19 protein-coding genes, 1 other RNA gene and 1 riboswitch are annotated in these 23,562 nt (G+C 33.8%); of the genes, 12 read left to right on the forward strand and 8 right to left on the reverse strand.

Going from position 1 to position 23,562, the window contains the following annotated elements:
• Nucleotides 1–304 precede the first annotated feature (304 nt).
• Together AC6CHH_RS08195 and AC6CHH_RS08200 are read right to left on the reverse strand one after the other, a co-directional pair.
• Nucleotides 305–961, reverse strand: a complete 657-nt coding sequence (locus tag AC6CHH_RS08195) for a hypothetical protein (RefSeq protein WP_498281665.1) — start codon at nucleotides 959–961, stop codon at nucleotides 305–307.
• 63 nt (nucleotides 962–1,024) lie between these two features.
• A complete protein-coding gene (locus AC6CHH_RS08200; protein WP_498281667.1) occupies nucleotides 1,025–1,636 on the reverse strand; it encodes a WbqC family protein in 612 nt (203 codons plus the stop codon).
• Between the two features lie 75 nt (nucleotides 1,637–1,711).
• Between AC6CHH_RS08200 and AC6CHH_RS08205 the strand changes: the two genes are divergently transcribed.
• The 9 genes from AC6CHH_RS08205 to AC6CHH_RS08245 all read left to right on the forward strand — a co-directional run bounded on the left by AC6CHH_RS08205 (nucleotide 1,712) and on the right by AC6CHH_RS08245 (nucleotide 11,806).
• The gene (locus tag AC6CHH_RS08205) at nucleotides 1,712–2,578 is read left to right on the forward strand and encodes a lysophospholipid acyltransferase family protein (protein WP_498281669.1); all 867 of its coding nucleotides are present in this window, start codon (nucleotides 1,712–1,714) and stop codon (nucleotides 2,576–2,578) included.
• Entirely contained in the window at nucleotides 2,579–3,610 is a 1,032-nt protein-coding gene (locus AC6CHH_RS08210; RefSeq protein ID WP_498281671.1) for a glycosyltransferase family 2 protein, read from the forward strand.
• 122 nt (nucleotides 3,611–3,732) lie between these two features.
• Nucleotides 3,733–5,751, forward strand: coding sequence for an NAD-dependent DNA ligase LigA (gene ligA / locus AC6CHH_RS08215; RefSeq protein ID WP_498281673.1), 2,019 nt, complete (start codon nucleotides 3,733–3,735; stop codon nucleotides 5,749–5,751).
• A 27-nt stretch (nucleotides 5,752–5,778) separates the two neighbouring features.
• The gene (dapA, locus tag AC6CHH_RS08220) at nucleotides 5,779–6,657 is read left to right on the forward strand and encodes a 4-hydroxy-tetrahydrodipicolinate synthase (protein ID WP_498281675.1); all 879 of its coding nucleotides are present in this window, start codon (nucleotides 5,779–5,781) and stop codon (nucleotides 6,655–6,657) included.
• 60 nt (nucleotides 6,658–6,717) lie between these two features.
• The gene (locus AC6CHH_RS08225) at nucleotides 6,718–7,146 is read left to right on the forward strand and encodes a hypothetical protein (RefSeq protein ID WP_498281677.1); all 429 of its coding nucleotides are present in this window, start codon (nucleotides 6,718–6,720) and stop codon (nucleotides 7,144–7,146) included.
• 175 nt (nucleotides 7,147–7,321) lie between these two features.
• A riboswitch (SAM riboswitch) is annotated at nucleotides 7,322–7,435 on the forward strand.
• Between the two features lie 241 nt (nucleotides 7,436–7,676).
• Nucleotides 7,677–8,984, forward strand: a complete 1,308-nt coding sequence (locus tag AC6CHH_RS08230; RefSeq protein WP_498281679.1) for an O-acetylhomoserine aminocarboxypropyltransferase/cysteine synthase family protein — start codon at nucleotides 7,677–7,679, stop codon at nucleotides 8,982–8,984.
• A 52-nt stretch (nucleotides 8,985–9,036) separates the two neighbouring features.
• Nucleotides 9,037–10,095, forward strand: a complete 1,059-nt coding sequence (locus AC6CHH_RS08235) for a homoserine O-acetyltransferase family protein (protein WP_498281681.1) — start codon at nucleotides 9,037–9,039, stop codon at nucleotides 10,093–10,095.
• A 1-nt stretch (nucleotide 10,096) separates the two neighbouring features.
• Nucleotides 10,097–11,278, forward strand: coding sequence for a homoserine dehydrogenase (locus AC6CHH_RS08240; RefSeq protein ID WP_498281683.1), 1,182 nt, complete (start codon nucleotides 10,097–10,099; stop codon nucleotides 11,276–11,278).
• Between the two features lie 345 nt (nucleotides 11,279–11,623).
• Nucleotides 11,624–11,806, forward strand: coding sequence for an LPXTG cell wall anchor domain-containing protein (locus AC6CHH_RS08245; RefSeq protein WP_498281685.1), 183 nt, complete (start codon nucleotides 11,624–11,626; stop codon nucleotides 11,804–11,806).
• Between the two features lie 66 nt (nucleotides 11,807–11,872).
• Here the strand turns inward: AC6CHH_RS08245 and AC6CHH_RS08250 are convergent, their stop codons facing one another.
• From AC6CHH_RS08250 to argS, 5 genes are all read right to left on the reverse strand, one after another.
• Complete coding sequence (locus AC6CHH_RS08250) at nucleotides 11,873–13,249, reverse strand: sigma-54-dependent transcriptional regulator (RefSeq protein WP_498281687.1); 1,377 nt, start codon at nucleotides 13,247–13,249, stop codon at nucleotides 11,873–11,875.
• A gap of 44 nt (nucleotides 13,250–13,293) precedes the next feature.
• Nucleotides 13,294–13,671, reverse strand: an RNA gene (gene rnpB / locus AC6CHH_RS08255) — RNase P RNA component class A.
• A gap of 180 nt (nucleotides 13,672–13,851) precedes the next feature.
• Entirely contained in the window at nucleotides 13,852–15,051 is a 1,200-nt protein-coding gene (locus tag AC6CHH_RS08260; RefSeq protein ID WP_498281689.1) for a BaiN/RdsA family NAD(P)/FAD-dependent oxidoreductase, read from the reverse strand.
• Nucleotides 15,051–16,124 carry a Gfo/Idh/MocA family protein gene (locus AC6CHH_RS08265; RefSeq protein ID WP_498281691.1) on the reverse strand — a complete coding sequence of 358 codons (1,074 nt, stop codon included), beginning with the start codon at nucleotides 16,122–16,124 and terminating at the stop codon, nucleotides 15,051–15,053. Before AC6CHH_RS08265 ends, AC6CHH_RS08260 begins: the two co-directional genes overlap by 1 nt.
• A 1-nt stretch (nucleotide 16,125) precedes the next feature.
• On the reverse strand, nucleotides 16,126–17,907 hold the full coding sequence (gene argS, locus AC6CHH_RS08270; protein ID WP_498281693.1) for an arginine--tRNA ligase: 1,782 nt from the start codon (nucleotides 17,905–17,907) through the stop codon (nucleotides 16,126–16,128).
• Nucleotides 17,908–18,016: 109 nt separating this feature from the next.
• On the opposite strand from argS, the gene AC6CHH_RS08275 reads away from it, so the two are divergent.
• The gene (locus AC6CHH_RS08275; protein ID WP_498281695.1) at nucleotides 18,017–19,408 is read left to right on the forward strand and encodes an arginine decarboxylase; all 1,392 of its coding nucleotides are present in this window, start codon (nucleotides 18,017–18,019) and stop codon (nucleotides 19,406–19,408) included.
• Between the two features lie 207 nt (nucleotides 19,409–19,615).
• Nucleotides 19,616–20,734: an MBL fold metallo-hydrolase gene (locus AC6CHH_RS08280; protein ID WP_498281697.1), complete on the forward strand. Its 1,119-nt coding sequence runs from the start codon at nucleotides 19,616–19,618 to the stop codon at nucleotides 20,732–20,734.
• Between the two features lie 64 nt (nucleotides 20,735–20,798).
• Here AC6CHH_RS08280 and AC6CHH_RS08285 read toward each other — a convergent pair whose 3' ends face one another.
• Complete coding sequence (locus AC6CHH_RS08285; RefSeq protein ID WP_498281699.1) at nucleotides 20,799–21,251, reverse strand: hypothetical protein; 453 nt, start codon at nucleotides 21,249–21,251, stop codon at nucleotides 20,799–20,801.
• 219 nt (nucleotides 21,252–21,470) lie between these two features.
• Between AC6CHH_RS08285 and AC6CHH_RS08290 the strand changes: the two genes are divergently transcribed.
• Nucleotides 21,471–23,498, forward strand: coding sequence for a M3 family metallopeptidase (locus tag AC6CHH_RS08290; RefSeq protein WP_498281701.1), 2,028 nt, complete (start codon nucleotides 21,471–21,473; stop codon nucleotides 23,496–23,498).
• Nucleotides 23,499–23,562: the final 64 nt, after the last annotated feature.

Raw genomic sequence — 23,562 nt, forward strand, 5'->3', positions numbered from 1 at the left:
CTAATTCGCCTTACATTATTATTAAAAAAATACCCAAAGCGGAGAGCTTCAGGTATTTACCAAACCAATTATTAACCTAAATAATTTATTATTATTGAGATATATATTTAAACGGTTGCGAATTCGTTTTATTGCGTTAATAAAAATAAATTTTAAATATTAATCAAGGGCTATAGGATTTTGCATTTTAGCCAATGTTTCTCAAGTTAAGAATTTAGCAATTTTATTTAATATCTAAAACAGTCGAGGTGGTTTATCCGCATCCTAATAGCATTGATATTATACTCCATTTCAGTGTAAAAAATCAACTTCCAGAAATCACCTCAACTACTTTATCACTAAGTTTTGTAATATCAGATTTTAAACCAAACATTATACTAATCACGTTTACTGGATATCCCTGCATTTTGCGGAAGTTATGTAAGTATCCAAATTCCATTCCTAAAAAAAAACCTTTGAATTTATAATCTGCACCCATACCTAATTTAAATGCTGGAGATAAACTGGATTTATAATCCAAATCAATAGTTCTACCATCTGGATCCTTTTGAGCTCGTGGCTCCATATTTAAGGCACCTGACGGTCCGATATAGGAATATGTATTCAATCTCTTCCATTGCTTTCGATATCCACCAGCTAAACTTAAAATATACATGTTCGAATTAGCATTTTTTAATATGCTATTGTATTTCTCGTCATCTTCAAGTTGGTCATACCCAAAAGCAAATATATAAAGTGTAGGTTGAAGATAAAATGAAGGATTTTTTAAGGATATATCCAGACCCAAACTGCTTGTAAATAACTTAGCATTCAATACATTGTTTGTTTTTCCAATTGGGAATGCAATTCCTGTGCCTCCAAAATAATATACTTTGCGATAATGCAACGTATCCGCTCCGGATTGTCCGAAAATCATAAAAGAAATTAAACTAAAAAAAAGTGTAATTATAGACTTTTTCATTGCATTAAAAATTAGTTCACATTATAATAAGTAGACAAACTCCGTTATTGTAAAAGTAGCTCTTTAGAAGTAATTTTTCGATTGTGGCCCTTGACTAAATAGCAAATCGATTATGCTTAGATCCTTTATAAATCCATTCTTTTCCTCAAAAAGCTGATAATAAGGCTTAATATCGTTAAATACCGAAGGTCTCTTGGGATGAATGACATCTCTATAATCAAGATCATTCATACTGGCAGATAAGTATTCTTCGGTAAATTCGATTGATCTATTAAGTTTCAAAAATTTAAGAATAATGTTTAATTGTTCAACGTTAAAGTCCAATAAATAATCAAACCTTTTCTCATAAAAATGGGATAAATCATCCTCATAGAATTCAAAGTAAGCTGAATTACGGTAAGCATTTTGTATACTTAACCAATGTAATCGCTGCCAAGGATGATCATAATTAATTCGAATATCTTTCATTGCAGATCTTTCCCTTCGGCCATGAACGATTGGAACGATTAAGTCTAAAACTGTATTTGCAGTTGAAATTTGGCAACGAGTTCGAAAAGTTTGTTTTGGAAAATGTTCAAATTTTTCTATAATAATGGGGGTTTCATGGTTTTTTATAACATGAAAATAGCTAATATTCGGTAAATAAAATGCTGGAAGTAACAATCCTTGTGACATAACAAAAATTTTCAATCAATTTAACACCAAAAGTAACTTAATTTGGGGATATTTGTAAAGAACTTTATATTTAAGATGAAGGAAAAAATAGTCTATGGATTAATGTATTTAATCTCTCTCCTTCCTTTTTGGTGCCTATACCTAATTTCAGATTTATTATTTATTCTGATATATTACGTAGTTGGGTATAGAAGGCAAGTAGTAGTTGAAAATTTAACAAATGCTTTTCCAAATAAATCAAATTCTGAAATTAAGGATATAGCTTTTAAGTTTTATCGTTATTTCCCCGACTTATTAGTCGAATCAATTAAAATGGCCAGCATTTCCAAGGACGAAATACTAAAACGTTTCGAGCTAAAAAATCCACAGGAGGTTATGCAATACATCGATAATGGGAATTCAATAATTGCAGTTTGTTCACATTATGCAAATTGGGAACTTGCAATCCATCGGGTTTCTTTGATGATGGATGCTCCAAAATTAATCATTTACAAACCTTTAAACAATAAAATATTCAATCAAATTCACAATAAAATTAGAACTAAATTTGGCGCTACAATGGTACCTATGAAACAAATATTGCGTCATATTCATAGGTTAGGAAACCAAGCCCACATTAGTGTATTTGTAGCGGATCAAACCCCTACCTATCAGGATTCAGATTATTTTATAAATTTCCTAAATCAGGACACTTTAGTTTATACAGGAGTGGAAAGAATAGCAAGGCTCACAAAAAACCCGATCGTTTTTTGTGAATTTAAAAGGAAAAAGAAAAGAGGTTATTATTATTGTAAGTTTACTACTTTAGTGGAAAATCCAGATCATTATGCTGAACATGAGATCACTCATATTCACAATGAATTTACTGAAAAAATAATTACTGAAGAACCAGCCTATTGGCTTTGGTCTCATCGTAGATGGAAGCGTAAAAGAAGAAATTAAATGACACATTACCCAAAAGTTGCTGTTGTAATTTTAAATTGGAATGGAAGGTATTTTTTAGAAAAATTCCTACCTTCTGTATTCAATAGTACCTATCAAAACGTAGAATTTGTAATTGGCGATAATGGATCAACAGATGACTCTTTGGAGTTTGTAAGAAATAATTTTCCGAAATTCAGCATCCTTCAGAATAACGAAAATTTAGGATTTGCCGGTGGATATAATGAGATCCTAAAACAAGTTGATGCTGATTATTTTGTTTTATTAAATTCCGATGTCGAAGTTTCTGAATCTTGGATTGAGCCGGTTATTGAGTTCATGGAAAAGGACCCGATGTTGGTTGCATGTCAGCCCAAAATACAATCCTATCATAGCAAAGGTGAATTTGAACATGCAGGAGCTGCAGGTGGTTTTATAGACCAGTTTGGGTTCCCCTTTTGTCGGGGTAGACTGTTAAATAAAGTAGAGAAAGATATTGGGCAATACGACGACAACCTCGAAGTATTCTGGGCCACAGGTGCCGCACTATTTATAAAAGCGAATGCTTGGAAAGAAGTTGGTGGATTTGATGCTGATTTCTTTGCTCATTTTGAAGAAATAGATCTGTGTTGGCGATTAAAAAAATTAGGATATAAAATTGGATATTGTTCCAAATCATTAGTATTTCATGTTGGTGGTGGAACCCTTCAAACCAGCAACCCTCAAAAAACGTACTTGAATTTTAGAAACAATTTATTGATGTTGCATAAAAATCTTACCATTGATGAATTAATTTGGAAATTATTTATCCGATTCTGGTTTGATCTTTTGGCGTTAATCAAATTTTTAGCCGATCGAAAATTTGCCGACGCATGGGCCATAAGTAGAGCTCATCAGTATTTTGTTATGAATTTCATAAAAACTGCAAAAAAAAGAAAAAAACTAAATATTATAGAGAACAAAAAAGGTCAGTATAAAAAATCAATTATTTGGGATTATTATGTGAATAAAATCCATAAATTCAACCAACTTAATGACAAAAATTTCCATTAAAAACAAATCTACTGAACAATCTTTTTTGCAGGTTCTATTTTTATTGTGCGTTTCTATGCTTGTTTATTAAATAGTTGTTTTAAATTACCTTACGCTTAGAATATTTCGTATTTTCGTGGTCTATGTCAATGGATATTAAAGCGAAAATAGAAGAATTAAGTAGACAGCTAAATGAATATAATTACCAATATTATGTTCTGGCTAATCCATTAATTTCTGATTATGATTTTGATCAAAAATTAAAGGAACTTGAAACGCTTGAAAATCTGTACCCAGATTTTAAAGTTCCCAACTCTCCTACCTCAAAAATTGGAGGGGAGGTTACTAATAAATTTAAGACCATCATCCACAGATGGCCGATGATGTCTTTAGGCAATACCTATAATGAGCAAGAATTAAAAGATTTCGACGGTAGGGTTCGAAAGATCGTCGGTGACAATGTCCAGTATGTTGCTGAGTTAAAATTCGATGGACTTTCTATCTCCATTCATTACGAAAATGGTATTCTAAAACAGGCCGTCACTCGAGGGGACGGAACTAAAGGAGATGAGGTTACAAATAACGTAAAAACTATACGAAGCATTCCTCATCAGCTTAAAAGGAACAATTATCCATTGAATTTTGATATTCGGGGGGAAATATTTATGCATAAGTCCGCCTTTCTTCGGCTTAATAATGATCGCCTAGAAAATGGAGAACAAACCTATGCAAACCCAAGAAATTTTGCTGCGGGAACTATCAAATTACAAGATTCAGCTGAAGTAGCAAAACGTCCACTAGATTGCTTTCTTTATTTTTTAAATACAGAGAATAGAAATAAACTTTTTAACACTCATTGGCAAACTATTGAGGAAGTTAAATCCTGGGGATTTCCCGTTTGCGAACATAGCAAACTGTGCAATTCTATTGACCAAGTGTTGGAATTTATTCATTATTGGGATGACGCACGACATCAGCTTTCATATGAAATAGATGGAATAGTAATCAAGGTAAACGATTTTTCTCAACAAGACGAACTAGGAACTACTGCAAAATCACCACGCTGGGCGATTTCCTATAAGTTCAAAGCTGAACGCGTTGAAACAATTCTCAAGAGCATAAGTTATCAGATTGGAAGAACTGGCGCTGTGACACCTGTTGCAAATTTACAACCCGTATTATTAGCAGGTACAACAGTAAAACGGGCGTCCCTACATAATGCTAATGAAATACTTAGACTGGATCTACACCAAGGAGATACGGTTTATGTAGAAAAAGGTGGAGAAATAATCCCTAAAATTCTCGGAGTGAATCTTGATAAAAGACCTCCATTAGCGATACCCTTTGAATATCCGACTACTTGTCCGGAATGTGGGACTATATTGATAAGAGAAGAAGGCGAAGCTGTGCATTATTGTCCTAACGAGGATGGATGCACTCCTCAGATTGTAGGTAAATTACAACATTTTATCGGTAGGAAGATGATGGATATTCAAGGATTAGGAAATGAAACCATAGAAACATTTCATCGTCTAAATTTGATATCCAAGATATCAGATATCTACACATTAAATGACAGGAAATCAGAATTAATTGGGATAGAAAGATTTGGTCAGAAGTCTATTGAAAATATGTTAGATGGAATTGAACTCTCAAAGCAAAAGCCATTTGAAAAGGTTCTTTTCTCACTTGGAATTCGTCATGTTGGGGAGACTGTTGCCAAGAAATTAGCGCTACATTTTAAAAATATCGACGAGATTAAGGCAGCATCCATTGGCGATATACTCCAGGTTGATGATATTGGGATAAGAATAGCCGAAAGCATAGTTGAATATCTAAATTTGCCCCACCACTGGTTGGAAATTCAAAAACTAAAAGAACACGGTTTAATTTTTGAAATTCACGAAAAAAAAATCGAAATGTCTGGTGAGAATCTTCTAGGTAAATCATTTTTGATATCAGGGGTTTTTGAAAATCATTCCAGAGAAGAATTAACACAATTAATTGAATCGCATGGAGGTAAAATTCTTAGTGGAGTATCCAATAAATTGAGTTTTTTAGTTGCTGGTGAAAAAATGGGGCCATCTAAGATGGTCAAGGCAGAAAAACTACAAATTCCAATAATTTCCGACACGGAATTGTTAAAAATGATAAATACATAACATACAGATTACAATTAAATAAATAATATGAACGAGCTTCATGGAGCAGGTGTAGCATTGGTTACACCATTTAATGCAGACGGAACAATAGATTATAATACATTAGCAAACTTAATTGATTACCAAATTGAACATGGAATTGATTATTTAGTTTCATTAGGTACAACAGGTGAAACTGCTACGTTATCTTCAGGGGAAAGAAAAAAAGTCTTGGAATTCACCTCTAATCATGTAAACAAACGAATTCCTCTTGTTATTGGAATAGGTGGAAATAATACGCAAGAAATTGTTGAAAGTATAACACAATTTGATGTGTTAGATTATATTGCAATTTTATCTGTTTCTCCATATTACAACAAACCCTCCCAAGAAGGAATTTACCAGCATTATAAAGCGATCGCTGAGGTATCAAAACTTCCAATCATTCTATATAATGTACCATCTCGCACAGGAAGCAATATCTCGGCGGAAACAACATTAAGATTGGCAAATGACTTTAAAAATATTGTCGGTATTAAAGAAGCATCAGGCAGTTTTGCTCAATTCAGTGAAATCCTTAGTAAAAAGCCCAAAGACTTTTTACTAATTTCTGGAGATGACCCTGTCACTTTACCAATGATTGCATTAGGAGCTGTAGGTATTATTTCTGTTATTGGAAATGCATATCCAAACAAGATTTCTACATTAACACACCTATGCCTTGAGGGTAATTTTGTTGAAGCGAGAATAATTCATTCCGAATTATTAAGGATAACGGAACTATGTTTCGTTGATGGAAATCCATGTGGCGTAAAATACATTTTACAACAAAAAGGTTTTGGTCAAGATTTTGTTCGACTACCTTTGGTTCAAATTTCCGCGAAAACAAAATTAGAAATAGAAAAAGAAATATTGTTGTTAGGATAATTTTTATATTTTTAGGTATCTTATTTGTTTAAGTACTTGAAAATTATTAATCCAAAAATCATGGAAACATCAAAACTTTCATCCTCAAATCGATCAGTATTCAAAAAAGTTATCAGTTGGCTATTGTTGATTGTATTCTTGGCCTTTGCAGGATTTGTGTATTTCAATTACTATTTTGTTTTTGGTGAGGGTGTAAAATCAGGAGTCTTAAATTATGCTGTTAAAAAAGGTAATTTATTTAAAACCTTTGAAGGTAAATTGATTCAAGAAGGCATTAGAAGCCCAAAAAGTGGCACAGGCCTCTCTAGCAATGAATTTGAATTTTCAATCCAAAATGATTCCGTTTTTCACATATTGGAATTAAATAGTGGTAAAATATTTGACTTACATTATAAAGAATATCATGGAGTTCTTCCTTGGAGAGGAAATACCAGATATGTTGTCGATAAGATTATTCAAATGAGAGAGGAAAAAACAACTTCCTTTTAGATAAGAAAACAATTTGTACACCTTATATATTCAAAGTTTTAAAATAATTTAAAATCAAAAGTTTTTTTTGACTTTGAATATTCAAAAAAAATTGCAAATATAAAATCCTAACATTATATTTGCAACGTGCTATGAGAATAGTGCACTAATCAAAACCTCCTCATTGAGTGGTCTTGATTTATAAAGAAGTGGCGAGAGACTGGCTCTATGACCCACTGGCAACCTTCAATATGGATTGAAAAGGTGCCAAATCCTGTCCAAAGCAATATTGCTAAGGAGCATATAAATGAAATAGACTATGACATCAAATTTTGCAAGCTCTAATTTATCATGTATTGTTGGGAAACCTAACAACATTACAAATCGTATCTTAATTTTCTGCACTGAAATTTTTCAGTTAATGCATTAGTCATTATTGTACTGCTTATTTATAATAAAAAAATGAACGTAAGACGTACAGTTTTTATGACAATCAATAAAAGAAAAATGAAAGGGTAATTACATAATTTATAATTTAAAAATCTAAAAAAATGGCTGATAATAAAAATCTAAAATTCGAAACATTACAAGTTCACGCTGGCCAGGTAGTAGATCCGGCAACTGGTTCCAGAGCCTTACCTATATATCAAACCACATCATTTGTATTTGAAAATGCGGAGCACGGAGCAAATTTGTTTGCTTTAAAAGAATTCGGAAACATCTACACTCGAATAATGAATCCTACTACGGATGTTTTCGAGAAACGTATTGCAGCGTTAGAAGGTGGTGTTGCTGCTGTAGCTGTAGCTTCAGGTCAAGCTGCTCAATTTCTAGCAATAACCAATATACTAGAATCAGGAGATAACTTTATCACGAGCGCGAATCTATACGGAGGTTCGTATAATCAATTTAAAGTCTCTTTCAAACGGTTAGGAATCGAAGCACGATTTGCCGGTGATCTAGAGGTGGATAAGATTGAGGAATTAATTGATGAAAACACAAAAGCGATTTATGCCGAGACAATAGGTAATCCAAGTTACCAAATTCCAGATTTTGAACGTATTGCAGCAGTGGCCAAAAAACATGACCTTCCTTTAATTGTCGATAATACTTTTGGAGCTGGCGGATATTTGTTTAAACCATTGGAACATGGCGCTAATGTTGTCGTGGAATCTGCGACCAAATGGATAGGTGGACATGGCACTAGTATTGGTGGGGTAATTATTGATGGAGGGAATTATAACTGGGGTAATGGAAAATTTAAACAATTCTCCGAACCATCTGAGGGTTATCATGGTTTAGTATTTTCTGATGTTTTCGGAGTAAATGGCCCATTTGGGAACATTCAATTTGCTATTCGTGCCCGAGTGGAGGGTTTAAGAGATTTTGGTCCTGCCCTATCTCCATTTAATTCTTTTTTATTGGTACAAGGTTTAGAAACTTTATCACTCCGTGTTCAAAGACATGTTGATAACACTTTAGAAATCGCCCAATGGCTAGATTCACACGCACAAGTTGAACATGTAAGTTATCCAGGTTTAAAAAATCACCCTTGTCATCAAAACGCGCAGAAATATCTAAAAAATGGATATGGTGCAGTTTTGTCGTTCACAATCAAGGGAGGTGTAAACAAAGCAAATGAATTTATCGATTCTTTGGAATTAATTAGCCATTTGGCGAATGTGGGTGATTCAAAAACTTTAATCATACACCCCGCTGCTACAACTCACCAACAATTGAGTGAAGAAAACCAAAAGAAAGCCGGAGTTATCCCTGGGCAATTAAGATTATCCGTGGGCATTGAACATATTGACGATATTAAAGCTGACTTAGAACAGGCTTTCGAAAAAATAAAATAAGCGACACATATCCCTCTTATTTTATTTTAGAATGAAGGAAAAATAATAAAGAATGAGTTTGAAAATATTCGAATATGGTCAAGAATTCCAGCTGGAGAGTGGAAAGAAATTACCAAAGCTTCAAATAGCTTATCATACCTATGGCAAACTTAATGAGGACAAATCCAACATCATATGGGTTTGCCATGCCCTTACTGCAAATTCTGACGTTTTTGATTGGTGGCCAGGCTTATTTGGACCCAATGAACTTTTTAATGAAAAAGATTTTTTTATTATTTGTGCAAATGTTCTAGGTTCACATTATGGAACAACTAACCCGCTTTCAATTAATCCATTAACAGGGAAACCATATTATTTGGATTTTCCTCAATTCACAATCCGTGATATCGTAAATGGACATCAATTGCTAGCCAAACATTTAAACATTTCTGAAATCAACACTATAATTGGCGGATCTTTGGGAGGCCAGCAAGCCCTAGAGTGGTCTGTGTCAAAAAGCATTAAAATTCACAACTTAATAGCAATTGGTACAAATGCATATTTTTCCCCTTGGGGTATCGCGTTTAATGAAAGTCAACGATTGGCGTTGACTGCTGATTCAAGTTTTTACGAGAATAGAGATGATGCAGGAAAAAATGGACTTAAGGCAGCTAGAAGCATGGCTTTACTATCCTACCGTACGTATAATGCTTATGCTACTACTCAAGTAGAATCAGATCATGAAAAAACAGATTTGTATAAAGCATCATCTTATCAATCTTATCAAGGAGAAAAATTAGTAAAAAGATTTAATGCCTTTAGTTATTGGTATTTGACAAAAGCAATGGACAGCCACCATTTAGGGAGAGCTAGAGGACCAGTTGAAGAAGTTTTGAAATCTATAAATGACATCAATGTATTGGTTATAGGTATCCCATCTGACATTCTGTTCCCCCCTGAAGAACAAGAATTCATTGCTAAAAACATACCTAATGCGGAATACTATGAACTTCATTCCTTCTTTGGTCATGATGGTTTCTTGATAGAGACTAAAACATTAACGAAGGTGATTGGAGATTTTTTAAATAAACATAAAGACAGGGCGGAGAATCAATTAAAATTAACAAATTAAAATGAGTAAAAAACTTACTATCGGTATGTTTGGTTTTGGAGTGGTGGGTCAAGGATTATACGATATCATTAAAACAAAAAACCTAAATCTAGAAATTAAAAAATTCGTAATTAAAAACCCAGATAAAAAGAGAACTTTAAACGAGGATCTCTTTACAACTGATCCAAATATAATCTTAGAAGATCCGGAAATCAATACTGTTGTAGAACTTATTGATGATGCAGATGCCGCTTTTGAGATTACCAAAAAAGCGCTAAGTACTGGTAAAAATGTTGTTTCTGCAAATAAAAAAATGATCGCTTCTCATTTGGAAGAATTAACTGAAATACAAAATAAATATGGAACTTCTTTACTTTATGAAGGTGCAGTTTGTGGAAGTATCCCAATAATCAGAAATTTAGAAGAATATTATGACAATGAATTATTACATTCCATAAGTGGAATCTTTAATGGTTCATCAAATTATATTCTTTCTAAAATATTCAATGAAAATCAATCCTATGGAGAGGCTCTAAGCAAAGCCCAAGAATTAGGTTTTGCAGAGACGGATCCGACACTAGATGTTGAAGGGTACGATCCGAAATATAAATTAACGATCGTTGCATCACATGCATATGGAATATATGTTGATCCTGATAAAGTATTAAACCTTGGAATTGATACATTGGGGCTCGCAGATATCAGGTATGCGAGGGAGAAAAATTACAAAATTAAATTAATTCCCTTAGCCAAAGAGATTGAAAATCATCAGGTTGTTTTATACGTACTTCCAAAATTTATTTCAAGCAATAATATTCTCTATAATGTAGAAAATGAATATAACGGCGTTTTAGTTAAAGCAGCTTTTGCAGATGAACAATTTTTCCTAGGAAAAGGAGCTGGAGGGCATCCCACCGGTTCTGCTGTTCTATCTGACATTGCTGCCTTGAGATACGATTATAAATACGAATATAAAAAGCATTTAGATAAGCAACAATTAACGTATTCAACTGATTATAATATAAAAGTTTATTTCAAATACGATGATCAAGATTTATTGGAGAATATTAATTTCATCAATATTTCTGAAAGATTTTATAGTGAAGAACATAAATATGTAATTGGAACTATTAATCTCCAAGAAATCATAGAAAAGAGATCATTAATACATCAAAAAGATAACTTTATAGCTGAAATCTTATAACTTCTATTCATGTTACAGTATACTTGAAGAGCTAAATAATAAAAATGGCTTCCATGATTATAATTTTTCATCATTAGTTCAAGATTCAGTTTATAAAATAGCTTTAATTAGGAAAAGAAATTCACAAGATACAATACGGTCAACATAGAAATTATAAGAGATTAGCTAAGCTTCATATATTTTTCTTTGGTGATTGTTAAATTTGAAAAATGTGCTATTCCGACGTTGAAATAGCACATTTATTTTATATTAAAAGAAAATTTATTTTAGATTTCCTTGCTTTATCATAATTTAAGCGTTATCTTATCGGATAATTAAATATAAACTAAAAAAATCTATATCATCATGAAAAAATGGAATGTATTGGGCATATTGAATGCAATTTCTATTGGTTTATTTGCCCAAGATAGTACAATTACTAACACAAGTGAGAGCTCCTCAATTTCCTATATAGTCATTGGTTTACTAGTTTTGATTGTTATCATTTACATTTTGTATAGCCGTCAAAAAAGAAAATTCAATGATTAATTTATTGTAATTAAAGAAGGTCTTATTTTCGATAAGACCTTCTTTAATTACTAAATAACAGATTGATTAATCTCTCTTCAAACCAAACTTTTCAATTTTACTATAAAGATGGCTTCGTTGAATATCTAAATCATCAGCCGTTTTTGATACATTCCAATTGTTTTTTTCCAGTTTATATTTTATAAATTCACATTCAGAATAATCCTTAAAATCTTGAAATGAGGTAAATTGCTCCATATCTAAATCATTCGAATTTAGTTGATGATTTGAAGAAGTGGTAGAAGGCCCTCCTGGATTAGCAAATGTAAAAACGTCCTCCTCAGTAATCTTCTTATCACATAGAATAATTAATCGTTCTACCATATTTCGGAGCTCTCGAATATTCCCCGTCCAAGGTAATGCTTGTAATGCTTTCATGGCATCTGGAGTAAACCCTTTCAGTGGTATACTGTATTCGCCACAAATCTCTTCGCAAAAAGAAGTTGCAATTGTGGGTATATCATCTTTTCTTTCAATCAGAGAGGGAACATGAATAAGAATTACACTCAATCTATGATACAAATCCATGCGGAAGTTGCCTGCCTCAATCTCACTCAATAGGTCTTTATTTGTTGCAGCAATTACACGGACGTTAACATCAATTTCCTTCTCACCACCAACTCTTGTAATTTTATTTTCTTGTAAAGCCCTCAACACTTTAGCTTGAGCGGATAGACTCATATCTCCTATCTCATCCAAAAATAAGGTTCCTCCGTTCGCCTGTTCAAACTTGCCAATCCGTTGTTTTACCGCTGAAGTAAATGACCCTTTCTCATGTCCAAATAATTCAGATTCAATTAATTCAGAAGGTATAGCGGCACAATTAACCTCCACTAAGGGAGAACTTGAACGAGATGACTTTTCATGCAACCACCTAGCTACCAACTCCTTACCAGATCCGTTAGCACCAGTAATCAATACACGTGCTTCTGTTGGGGCAACTTTATCAATGGTATCTTTAATTAAGTTAATCCCGTTTGAATTTCCTAAAATTTCCTTTGTTTTGGAAATTTTCCTTTTTAAAACTTTGGTTTCTTTAACTAAAGATCCTTTTTCTAAAGCATTACGCACAGTAATCAGGAGTCGATTTAAATCTAAAGGTTTCTCAAGAAAATCAAATGCTCCTTTCCTAGCAGCCTCCACTGCTGTCTCGATTGTACCATGTCCGGAAATCATGATGAATGGAATATCGGTAATTTTTTTAGCGGCTGTCAGAACCTCCATACCATCCATTTTATTCATCTTAATATCACATAAAACTAAGTCAATTTTTTCCTTGCTTAAAATTTTAAGTGCTTCATCTCCATTATCAGTATCCAATACTTTATAATCTTCGTATTCTAAAATATCACGTAAAGAACTACGGATTGGACGTTCATCATCAATTATTAGAACTGTTGTCATAGCTTAATTTACAATTTTTTAGGCAATTGAAAGTATTATTAAAAAAAGAAGCAAACCTTGTAAGCCGGATTCTGTACCCCATTTTAGGGATTTCTATCATTTATCTAGATCTAAACTTGCGTTTAAACTCAATCAACCTACCCATTACGAGTACCCTAAGGTAGAAAACGAGCAGTCTTCAAATCTCGTAATCTATTTGGTCTTTCAACACACGAGGTTTACCGTGATGTATGTCTCCATACAAAACCGTGAGCTCTTACCTCACGTTTTCACCCTTACCATTTTCACATGGCGGTATATTTTCTGTGGCACTTTCTGTCTGTCCATAAGGACATCCTTCCCGTTAGGAAGCGTGTCGCTCTATGTTGCCCGGACTTTCCTCTCTTTCACTAATGTGAAACAGCGATAGAACCAGTTTGCTTCAATTGCCAAAACTACAAAAAATATAATCAAATAAACTGCACAAAATATAATCTCAATAGTTATGATTAGGACTTTAATATCTTTACACTAAAAAAACCAAAACCAATATTAAAATTATAAATCATAGTATAATCGTATAAAAAAAACAAATGATTCAATAATACTAAATCATTCTCTCTTTAAAGGTCTTGGGCACATGCAAAACCAGAAGCCCACGCCCATTGAAAATTATAACCGCCTAGCCACCCTGTGACATCAACCGCTTCGCCGATAAAATATAGTCCCGGACAATTTCTTACCTCAAGTGTCTTGGGGTTTAGCTCATCTGTTGAAACTCCGCCACGCATTACCTCCGCCTTATCATATCCCTTATCTCCTGCGGGTTTTACTTTGAATTTATGAATAGTATTAATGATCAAGTTTCCATCGAGTTTACTTAAGGAAGCAATCTTTAAATCTATTGGTAAAAATTTGGAAAAAGCTTCAACTATTTTCTTTGGAAAATAATCATTCATTAATTGGCCAATAGTACGCCGACCTCCATTTTGTCTTTCAAGCTTAATCAGTTTGTCTAAATCAAATTTCGGAAGGAGATCTATGGTAAAAACTTCTCCAGGTCTCCAATAGGTTGAAATTTGAAGAATAGCCGGACCACTAAGTCCCCAATGAGTAAATAAGATATTCTCTTCGAATGATATTCGATCGTTATACACTCTGGAATAGACAGAATTTCCAGATAGTGAAGCATACCATTCTGTTTCCTTTCCTGTAATAGACAATGGAACTAAAGCAGGTGCAGTTTCAATAAGTTGAATACTGAATTGCCTAGCGACACGTAAGGCAAAATCCGTGGCACCTAACTTTTCTACGGGAAGTCCTCCAGAGGCAACTACAATCTTGTCTCCAACAATCTTAACTTCTTTCCCTTGACTCTCCATTGTTAATTCAAAGCCTCGGTCTAGTTTATCAATTTTTTTTACAACAGAGTTAAGTTTGATCTCTTGTTTTGTATCGAGCATTAATTGCCAAAAGACTGAAACAATATCTTTTGCTTTATTAGTTTCTGGAAATAACTGACCTAATGTTTTCTCCTTTCCAATTATACCACCATAATTTTGAAAAAAATCAATAGAGTCTTGCACCGACCATTGAGAAAATGCAGATATAAGAAACTTAGGATTTTCTGACATGAAATTTTCAGGTGTCGTATAAAGGTTTGTATAATTGCAACGTCCTCCTCCTGAAATTAGAATTTTTGCTCCAATACGGTCATTACCCTCAATAAGCAGAGTTCTCTTACCTAGTAATCCAGCTTGCACAGAACACATTAGTCCACTCGCACCAGCTCCTATTATTATGGCATCGTATTTTTTTTTCATTAAGATATTAGTTCACCCGTCAGGGATATTACCCTTTGTTCTGCATTTGACTGTTCGGCGAGTTCTAAAATTCGAATTACATCCCTAGCTTGTTCAGGTTTTATAAACAGTTGGCTCTTTCCCTGTAAGGTTTCAACTATATTCCGATAGAAATCTTGTCCTGTTCCCTTTTCACTTATAATACGTTCTTGGATATCTTCTCCATTTTCAAGTAAAGAAAGATTTCCATAAATCTCCTTAGATTCTTCTCCCCAGCTTACGATCTCGTGAGGTTTAGCCCCATTCCGAAGTAACGTCTCTTGTGGGTCTTCACCCCATTTCACAAAGCAACCATTCGTCCCATATACAGCATATCGAGCTGTTGGAATTTTTGCTAACATTTGTCCTTTCAAGGAAACCTTTACCTCAGGGTAAGACAAAATAAATTCAAAGTCGTCAATGGTTTTCGCTCCATCTCTTTGAATACGGAGATCAGCAAAAACCGTTAATGGGTGACCAAATAGCTGTAAAGATTGGTCGATTAAATGAGCCCCGAGGTCGTAGTGAATACCTGAACCAGGTAAATTCTCTTCTCTCCATGCACCCGGTCTTAAAAAATTACGAAACCGATCATATCGAGCTTCATAGTTTCTAATTTTCCCTAAACGATTGGATTCAATCACTTTTTTGACTGTCTTAAAGTCTGAGTGAAACCTGGCATTATGGTGTACTGAAAGCAATAAATCTCTATCTTTAGCTAGGGAAATTAACTCATCAGCTTGATAAGAGTAATTTGTAAAAGGCTTTTCAACTATAACGTGCTTACCTGCTAATAACGCTGCTTTAGCTAAACTATAATGTACATCATTTGAGGTCGCAATGACGACGAGATCAACCTTTGGGTCATTTATGATTTCTTCAGATGAGTTAACAGCAATTGCCTGAGGATAACGTTCAGAAAGCATCTTCTGTTGCTCTTGCTTGCGAGCTGTTACTTTATATAATAACAAGTGGGGATTTCCATGAATGAAAGGAGCATGAAAAACATGTCCACCAATTGAAAACCCAATCAATCCAATTCTAATTATTTCCATATTACATTCTTTCGGGAACCTGAATTCCCAGCATTTTCATACTTTGGGCAATTACTCTGGCTGCTGAGGCAGACAATTGAAGGCGGAAATTTTTTACATCCAAATTCTCTGCCTTTAAAATTGTTTCCTCATGGTAAAATTTATTAAACAACTTTGCCAATTCATAAGCATAATTAGCCAGCTGTGCCGGACTAAACTCTTTTGCAGAAGCTTCAATTATATATGGAAAATTGGCCAATGCCTGAATTAAATCGCGTTCAAAGATTGAAATTCTTTGAGGATTGAAATTGCCTCTTCCAGTATATTCAGCTTTTCTCAATACGGATTTGATTCGTGCATGAGTATACTGAATAAAAGGACCAGTATTTCCTTGAAAATCAACCGATTCCTTAGGATCAAATAATAATCTCTTTTTAGGATCAACCTTCAATAAAAAATATTTCAGGGCACCCATTCCTATTGTCTCATAAAGCTCTGTCTTTTCTTCTTCCAGAAGACCATCGGTTTTTCCAAGTTCCTCTGTGCGAGCTTTAGCAGTTTGAACCATCTCTTCCATCAGATCATCTGCGTCTACAACTGTTCCTTCTCTGGACTTCATTTTTCCAGAAGGAAGATCTACCATACCATAGGAAAGATGAAATAAGCCGTTAGCCCATTCTTTCCCTAGTTTTTTAAGAATAGTGAATAAAACTTTAAAATGATAATCTTGCTCATTACCTACAACATAAATTGATTCATTCATTGCAAATTCATCATATTTCAGTTGCGCTGTACCTAAATCTTGTGTAATGTAAACTGAAGTTCCGTCTCCTCTAAGCACCAGTTTTTGATCTAATCCATCATCAGTTAAATCAATCCAAATAGAATTATCTTCTTTCTTAAAGAAGACACCTTTTTGCAGACCCTCCTGAATGATATCTTTCCCTAAAAGATAAGTATCTGATTCAAAATAATATTTATCGAAATCAACGCCGAGCTTCTTGTAGGTTTGATCAAACCCAGCATAAACCCAAGTATTCATCATATGCCAAAGTTCCAGAATTTCTTTATCACCAGCTTCCCATTTCTGCAACATCAATTGTGCTTCTTTAATCAACGGTGCATTCTTTTTGGCTTCCTCTTCGGTCTGTCCATCCTTTTTAAATAGCTCAATTTCTTTCTTATATTCCTTATCGAATACAACATAATACTTTCCGACTAGATGGTCTCCTTTCAAATTTGTAGATTCTGGAGTTTCACCTTCGCCAAATTTTTGCCAAGCCAACATTGATTTGCAAATATGAATCCCTCTATCGTTTACTAAATTTGATTTGATTATTTCATAACCATAAGCTTTTAAAATTTCGGCAACGGCATACCCTAATAAATTATTTCGAACATGGCCTAAATGCAGTGGTTTGTTTGTGTTAGGTGATGAGTATTCAACCATAACTTTCTTACCATTGGGTTGAAAAATGCCAAAAGATTCTGAGATTATGGTTTCATTTAATAAGTCGATCCAATACCGGTCTGTAAAACTTATATTTAGAAATCCTTTAATAACATTAAATGTTAAAACTTCTGATATATTGTTTTTAATGAATTCGCCTATCTCATTAGCTGTTACTTCAGGCGATTTTTTGGAAAATTTAGTTATAGGGAATACAACCAACGTTAATTGACCTTCAAATTCCTTTCTAGTTTCTTGAATTGCAAGCTGAGAAGCCGGAATATCTGAGCTATAGAGTATTTTAACTGCCTCAATCGTTTTATCAACTAGCAGTTCTTGGATTGATTTTGCCATGTAAATTTTTCGTAAAATTTATAACTTTCTGATAATCATACAAAAAAATAACGTCTTGAATATTTATGTATTCATTATGAAAGTATATCTTTGCCAAAAATAATAAAAAATGCAGAGCTATCAGGAATTTCTTGACTTAAGTGTTGGTTTTCCACAAGACGGATTCGATATTATCGATGACGAATTGTACTTCCACGATTTGAATTTGATGGAAATGATCGAAACGTACGGAACTCCCCTACGTTTTACCTACCTTCCAATCATTAGTAAAAAAATTCAGCAGGCGAAAATTCTATTTCAAACTGCGATGTTGAAATATAATTATCGGGGGTCCTATAAATATTGCTATTGTACCAAATCTTCACATTTTAAACATATTGTGGAAGAGGCGTTGAAGAATGAAATTCACTTGGAAACTTCGTCAGCGTTTGATATGCCAATGATAGATGCCTTGGAAAGACAAGGAAAGGTTACTAAGGACATAACAGTCATTTGTAATGGATTCAAAACTTATCAATACAAGCAATATATTATTGATATGCTTCACGATGGATACCATAATATTATTCCAGTTTTGGATAATAAAGAGGAATTTAACATGTACGATGATGAGGTGGAACTTCCCGAACCATGTAATCTGGGTATCCGAATTGCGGCAGAGGAGCAACCAGACTCGCAATTTTACACATCAAGATTAGGGATTCGTATGGAAGATGTCATTGATTTCTACAATAGTAAAGTTGCTGAAAACCCACATTTCAAAGTAAAGTTACTCCACTTCTTTATCAATTCTGGTATTTCAGATACTCCATACTATTGGAATGAACTTGAAAAATATGTGACATTATATTGTAAATTCAAAAAAATAAACCCTGATTTAGATACATTGGATATCGGTGGCGGAATGCCTTTCAAAGATTCACTAGTACATGATTTCGATTATGAATATATGGTGAATGAAATCGTAAACCGAATTAAACAGATTTGCGCTCACCATGAAGTAATGGAACCTGATATCATTACCGAATTTGGCAAATATACTGTTGCCGAGGCGTCAGGAATTTTATATAAAGTTTTGGGCAGAAAACAGCAAAATGATCGTGAAAAATGGTTGATGCTCGACGGTTCTTTTATCACAAATCTACCAGATGTTTGGGCGCTGAACCAAAAGTATATCCTATTGCCTATTAACAATTGGGATTCCGAATATGAACGTGTTAACTTAGGAGGAATTACCTGCGATGGGCAAGACTATTACAACCAGGAAGCCCATATGAACTCAGTTTTTATGCCTAAGACTAGAAAGCTTCAATACTTAGGGTTTTTCCATACAGGAGCATATCAGGAAGTACTAAGTGGTTACGGAGGAATTCATCATTGCCTCCTTCCATCGCCAAAACATGTTTTAATACGTCGTAACCGAGATGAAACCTTTAACTATGAAGTTTTTGGAGAAGAACAAAACTCCAAACAAGTAATGAAATTACTAGGTTATCAATAATTATTAAATAGTCTAAGCGGGGCTTATTAAAAATCCCGCTTAGACTATTTCTTACTACCTTCTAACTCGGCACAAATAGTCTAAGCCGCCTTTCCTTACTTTTTTCCTTCCTAATCAAGCGGCCAATACATACTAAAAGTATCACGATATTATTTTTATTCGCTATCAAGTAAAAATTGGATTTAATACATTAATTTGCATAGAGATATGATTAAGAAACTTTTAAAGATTATTATGTATTTTTTACTCACCATTATTGTCCTGTTAGGGATCTATGTAATTATTTTAATTAATTCTGACAAGGTTGGTTTTCTTGCTAAAGGAGAAAGATTACAAAAAATGCAAACCAAGTCAACCTTTAAAAATGGTGTGTTTGAAAATATTGAATTTACTCCTGCCCTAAAAGAAGGTGAATCCTATTTTAAAGTGATGCAAACATTTTTGTTTAACAAGGATAAACGAAATGTGCCTTCCAAACCATTACCGACTATAAAAACTGATTTAAAGCGAATTCCAACAGACCAAGATGTTTTTCTATGGTTTGGACATTCAACCTATTTTCTTCAAATCGATGGAAAAAAGATTTTGGTTGATCCTATTTTTAGTGATAATGCATCCCCTATTCCAGCGAGTGTCAAAGCCTTTAAAATGACAAACACTTACTCATCGGAGGATTTGCCCGAAATAGATGTTCTAGTAATAACCCATGATCATTGGGATCATTTAGATTACCCTACTTTTTTACAAATTAAGGATAAGGTTAAGACCATAGTCACTAGTCTTGGGGTTGGAGCACACTTGGAGAAATGGGGGTACCCTGAAAATAGAATTCATGAATTATATTGGGGAGAGAATATTACGATAGATCTATTGACTTTTACAGCATGTAATGCAAGACATTTTGCAGGTCGTCTTTTCAAGAGAAATACGAGTCTCTGGTCAAGTTTTGTACTCAAGACAAACGAATACAACATTTTTTTGGGGGGTGATAGTGGATATGGAAATCATTTTAAAGAAATTGGAGATAATTATGGTCCTTTTGATTTAGCAATTTTAGAGAATGGACAATATAATGAAAGTTGGAAATATATACATTTAATGCCTGAGGAGGTAATATTAGCCGGAGAAGATTTAAGAACAAAAGCTGTCATCCCGGTTCATTCTTCTAAATTTTCCTTAGCCTATCATGCATGGGATGAACCATTAATCAGAGTTACTCAGGAAGCTGAGAAAAGAAAATTTCCTCTCTGGACTCCCCAAATTGGTCAGTTGATTTTTTTGAATCAACCAAACCAATTTAAAAAATGGTGGATCGGGGTAGATTAATTTTCTTTTTCTTCTATAGTCGTACTTTCAATCTATATTCTCGGAAAATCAAAAGAAATACTTATTATTTTTCCTTTTTTAGAATCATTCCGTGATCAAAACTCAGTTTTTTGCTATTTTTAAAAACCATTTTTCCGTCCTGTTCATCTAACTCGCCATATCCTTCAATTAACCCCCCTGGTGCTATTCTGAACACAACTTCGCGAATCGAACGCATACCTTCTGATTGAAAAGTATATGAACCACTAAGTAAGGAATCTAAAATTATTCCCTTAAAAATACCCTCATTTTTATCTTTCTCTTTCAATTGATAAACTAAATCACCCGATAAACTATCGTTCAAATTTCTCAGCTCTAATCTAATCGTGTCACCACCTCCCACATACAGGTAATTCCCAACTAATTCTTCATGACTAATTTCAGAATCAATTGCATCAGCATTTTTATTAACACCTGACTTACAACTAAATATTAAAACTGCAATCAATCCATAAAATGTTATTAAGGTCTTTTTCATAATTATAAAATATAATTTTTTTAAAAATAAACAGCAAATAATCCATTGAAATTAAGGTTTTCAATCCCATCATTAAAACCTAATTGAAAACTCATTATCTTGTGATAAATTTAGTTAATATTACTCAAACTCTATATAGTATCCCGAGAAACCAAAAAACGGTGGAATGAAATCCTCCATTTCAGTTCATGAAATAGGAATAATTTGTAACTTTATCACATGAATATATTGACAGAAACTTTTAATACAGTTCACAATACAGCTCCATTTTCTAAAATAAAGATGGAGGATTATATACCTGCATTCGATTATGCCATAGATTATACTTTTAAAGAAATCCAATCTATTGTAAATAATTCAGAGCAGCCAAATTTTGCAAATACAATTGAAGCCTTGGCTTTTTCAGGAATGACTTTAGATCGTGTTCAAAATATATTTTTCAATTTACATTCTGCTGAAACCAATGATCAAATGGACCGAATTGCTCAGGAAGTTTCACCTAAACTATCCAAGCTCAGCAACGATATAACTTTAAATTATGGGCTATTTAAACGAATAAAGGAAGTTTATGATCAAAGAAAGAATTTATCATTAACGCCTGAACAAACTACGCTTTTAAACAAGTATTATATTGATTTTGTCCGCAATGGTGCCCTATTAAATGACGAAAAAAAAGAAAAACTAAGAGAGATTGATAAAAATCTTTCCATTTCGAAGCTAAAATATGGTGAAAATGTCCTTGCTGATACCAATGCTTATCACTTACACATAACTCAGTTGCAAGATCTATCTGGCTTACCAGAAGGGGCAATTGAGGCTGCTCATGAACAAGCCAAACAATTGGGAAAACAGGGATGGGTCTTCACGCTAGATTATCCAAGTTTTATCCCTTTTGTTACCTATGCTGAGAATCGTGAAAAGAGAAAGGAAATAACCTTAGCAGCTGGGCGTAAGGGCTTTCAATCAAATGAGAACAACAATGAAAAACTCGTATTAGATATCGTAAACCTGAGACATCAAAGAGCTCAAATATTAGGATACGACTCACATGCTCATTTCGTGCTTGAGGAAAGAATGGCTCAAACTCCATTAACGGTAAAAAATTTTCTAAACGATTTATTAAGAAAAGGAAAGCCAGCGGCTGAGAAAGAGTTTGCAGAATTAACTGATTTTGCCAAGGAATTGGATGAGCTAGAAAAATTGGAAAAATGGGATGGAACTTTTTATTCCGAAAAATTGAAACAAAAAAAGTTCAATTTAGATGATGAGAAATTAAAACCTTATTTCAAACTCGAAAATGTTTTACATGGAGCCTTTGAAATTGCTTTTCGTCTTTATGATTTACGCTTTAAAGAAGTGACAACAATTGACAAGTACCATCCAGATGTACAAACGTTTGAGGTAACTGATAAAAATGGAAAATTGACAGCAGTTTTCTATACGGACTTTTTCCCTAGAAAGGGGAAGAGAAATGGAGCTTGGATGACGACTTTTAAACCACAGTACACACAAGACTCCCAAAACCACAGACCACATGTTTCGATTGTATGTAATTTCACTCCCCCTACTTTAACCAAGCCGTCTCTGCTTACCTTCAACGAAGTATTAACCCTTTTTCATGAATTTGGCCATGCATTGCATGGTATGCTAGCAAACACAACCTATCCCAACCTTTCAGGAACATCCGTTTATTGGGATTTTGTGGAATTACCTAGCCAAATCTTGGAAAATTGGTGTTATGAGGAGGATGCTTTAGGGCTTTTTGCTAAGCATTATCAAACCTCAGAGTCTATCCCTATGGAGTTTGTCCAAAAAATAAAAGAAAGTGCAAACTTTTTAGAAGGTATGGCAACAGTACGGCAAATTAGTTTTGGATTATTAGATATGGCCTGGCACGGCCATAATCCAGATAAAATTCATTCAATAAAAGATTTTGAATTGGAACAATTTACTTCAACTTCCTTGTTTCCAGATGTAAAGGATAATGTCATGAGTACTTCATTTTCCCATATATTTAATGGTGGTTATTCATCAGGTTATTATTCCTATAAATGGGCAGAGGTTTTAGATGCGGATGCTTTTGCTTTTTTTAAACAAAAAGGCATTTTTGACAAATCAGTAGCCAACCTTTTTAAAGACAATATATTATCAAAAGGTGGTACAGAACACCCAATGATATTGTATAAAAGGTTCAGAGGACAAGAACCTTCAGTGGATCCTCTTTTGGAGAGAGCTGGTCTTATTTGAGAGCTAGCATAAACACACAAAAACACAAAAAGCCCGGTTCACCGAGCTTTTTGTGTAATAAATA

This window comes from Sphingobacterium sp. GQ94, from assembly GCF_059758715.1.

Excerpts from the sequence above, each read along its gene's own strand:
- AC6CHH_RS08260 (WP_498281689.1), bottom strand. The coding sequence starts at position 15,051 with ATGAAAAAAAAATACGATGCCATAATAATAGGAGCTGGTGCGAGTGGA.
- AC6CHH_RS08245 (WP_498281685.1), top strand. The coding sequence starts at position 11,624 with ATGAAAAAATGGAATGTATTGGGCATATTGAATGCAATTTCTATTGGT.
- AC6CHH_RS08285 (WP_498281699.1), bottom strand. The coding sequence starts at position 21,251 with ATGAAAAAGACCTTAATAACATTTTATGGATTGATTGCAGTTTTAATA.
- AC6CHH_RS08200 (WP_498281667.1), bottom strand. The coding sequence starts at position 1,636 with ATGTCACAAGGATTGTTACTTCCAGCATTTTATTTACCGAATATTAGC.
- dapA (WP_498281675.1), top strand. The coding sequence starts at position 5,779 with ATGAACGAGCTTCATGGAGCAGGTGTAGCATTGGTTACACCATTTAAT.
- argS (WP_498281693.1), bottom strand. The coding sequence starts at position 17,907 with ATGGCAAAATCAATCCAAGAACTGCTAGTTGATAAAACGATTGAGGCA.
- AC6CHH_RS08210 (WP_498281671.1), top strand. The coding sequence starts at position 2,579 with ATGACACATTACCCAAAAGTTGCTGTTGTAATTTTAAATTGGAATGGA.
- AC6CHH_RS08235 (WP_498281681.1), top strand. The coding sequence starts at position 9,037 with ATGAGTTTGAAAATATTCGAATATGGTCAAGAATTCCAGCTGGAGAGT.
- AC6CHH_RS08290 (WP_498281701.1), top strand. The coding sequence starts at position 21,471 with ATGAATATATTGACAGAAACTTTTAATACAGTTCACAATACAGCTCCA.
- AC6CHH_RS08195 (WP_498281665.1), bottom strand. The coding sequence starts at position 961 with ATGAAAAAGTCTATAATTACACTTTTTTTTAGTTTAATTTCTTTTATG.
- AC6CHH_RS08275 (WP_498281695.1), top strand. The coding sequence starts at position 18,017 with ATGCAGAGCTATCAGGAATTTCTTGACTTAAGTGTTGGTTTTCCACAA.
- AC6CHH_RS08280 (WP_498281697.1), top strand. The coding sequence starts at position 19,616 with ATGATTAAGAAACTTTTAAAGATTATTATGTATTTTTTACTCACCATT.
- AC6CHH_RS08230 (WP_498281679.1), top strand. The coding sequence starts at position 7,677 with ATGGCTGATAATAAAAATCTAAAATTCGAAACATTACAAGTTCACGCT.
- AC6CHH_RS08265 (WP_498281691.1), bottom strand. The coding sequence starts at position 16,124 with ATGGAAATAATTAGAATTGGATTGATTGGGTTTTCAATTGGTGGACAT.
- AC6CHH_RS08205 (WP_498281669.1), top strand. The coding sequence starts at position 1,712 with ATGAAGGAAAAAATAGTCTATGGATTAATGTATTTAATCTCTCTCCTT.
- AC6CHH_RS08240 (WP_498281683.1), top strand. The coding sequence starts at position 10,097 with ATGAGTAAAAAACTTACTATCGGTATGTTTGGTTTTGGAGTGGTGGGT.
- ligA (WP_498281673.1), top strand. The coding sequence starts at position 3,733 with ATGTCAATGGATATTAAAGCGAAAATAGAAGAATTAAGTAGACAGCTA.
- AC6CHH_RS08225 (WP_498281677.1), top strand. The coding sequence starts at position 6,718 with ATGGAAACATCAAAACTTTCATCCTCAAATCGATCAGTATTCAAAAAA.
- AC6CHH_RS08250 (WP_498281687.1), bottom strand. The coding sequence starts at position 13,249 with ATGACAACAGTTCTAATAATTGATGATGAACGTCCAATCCGTAGTTCT.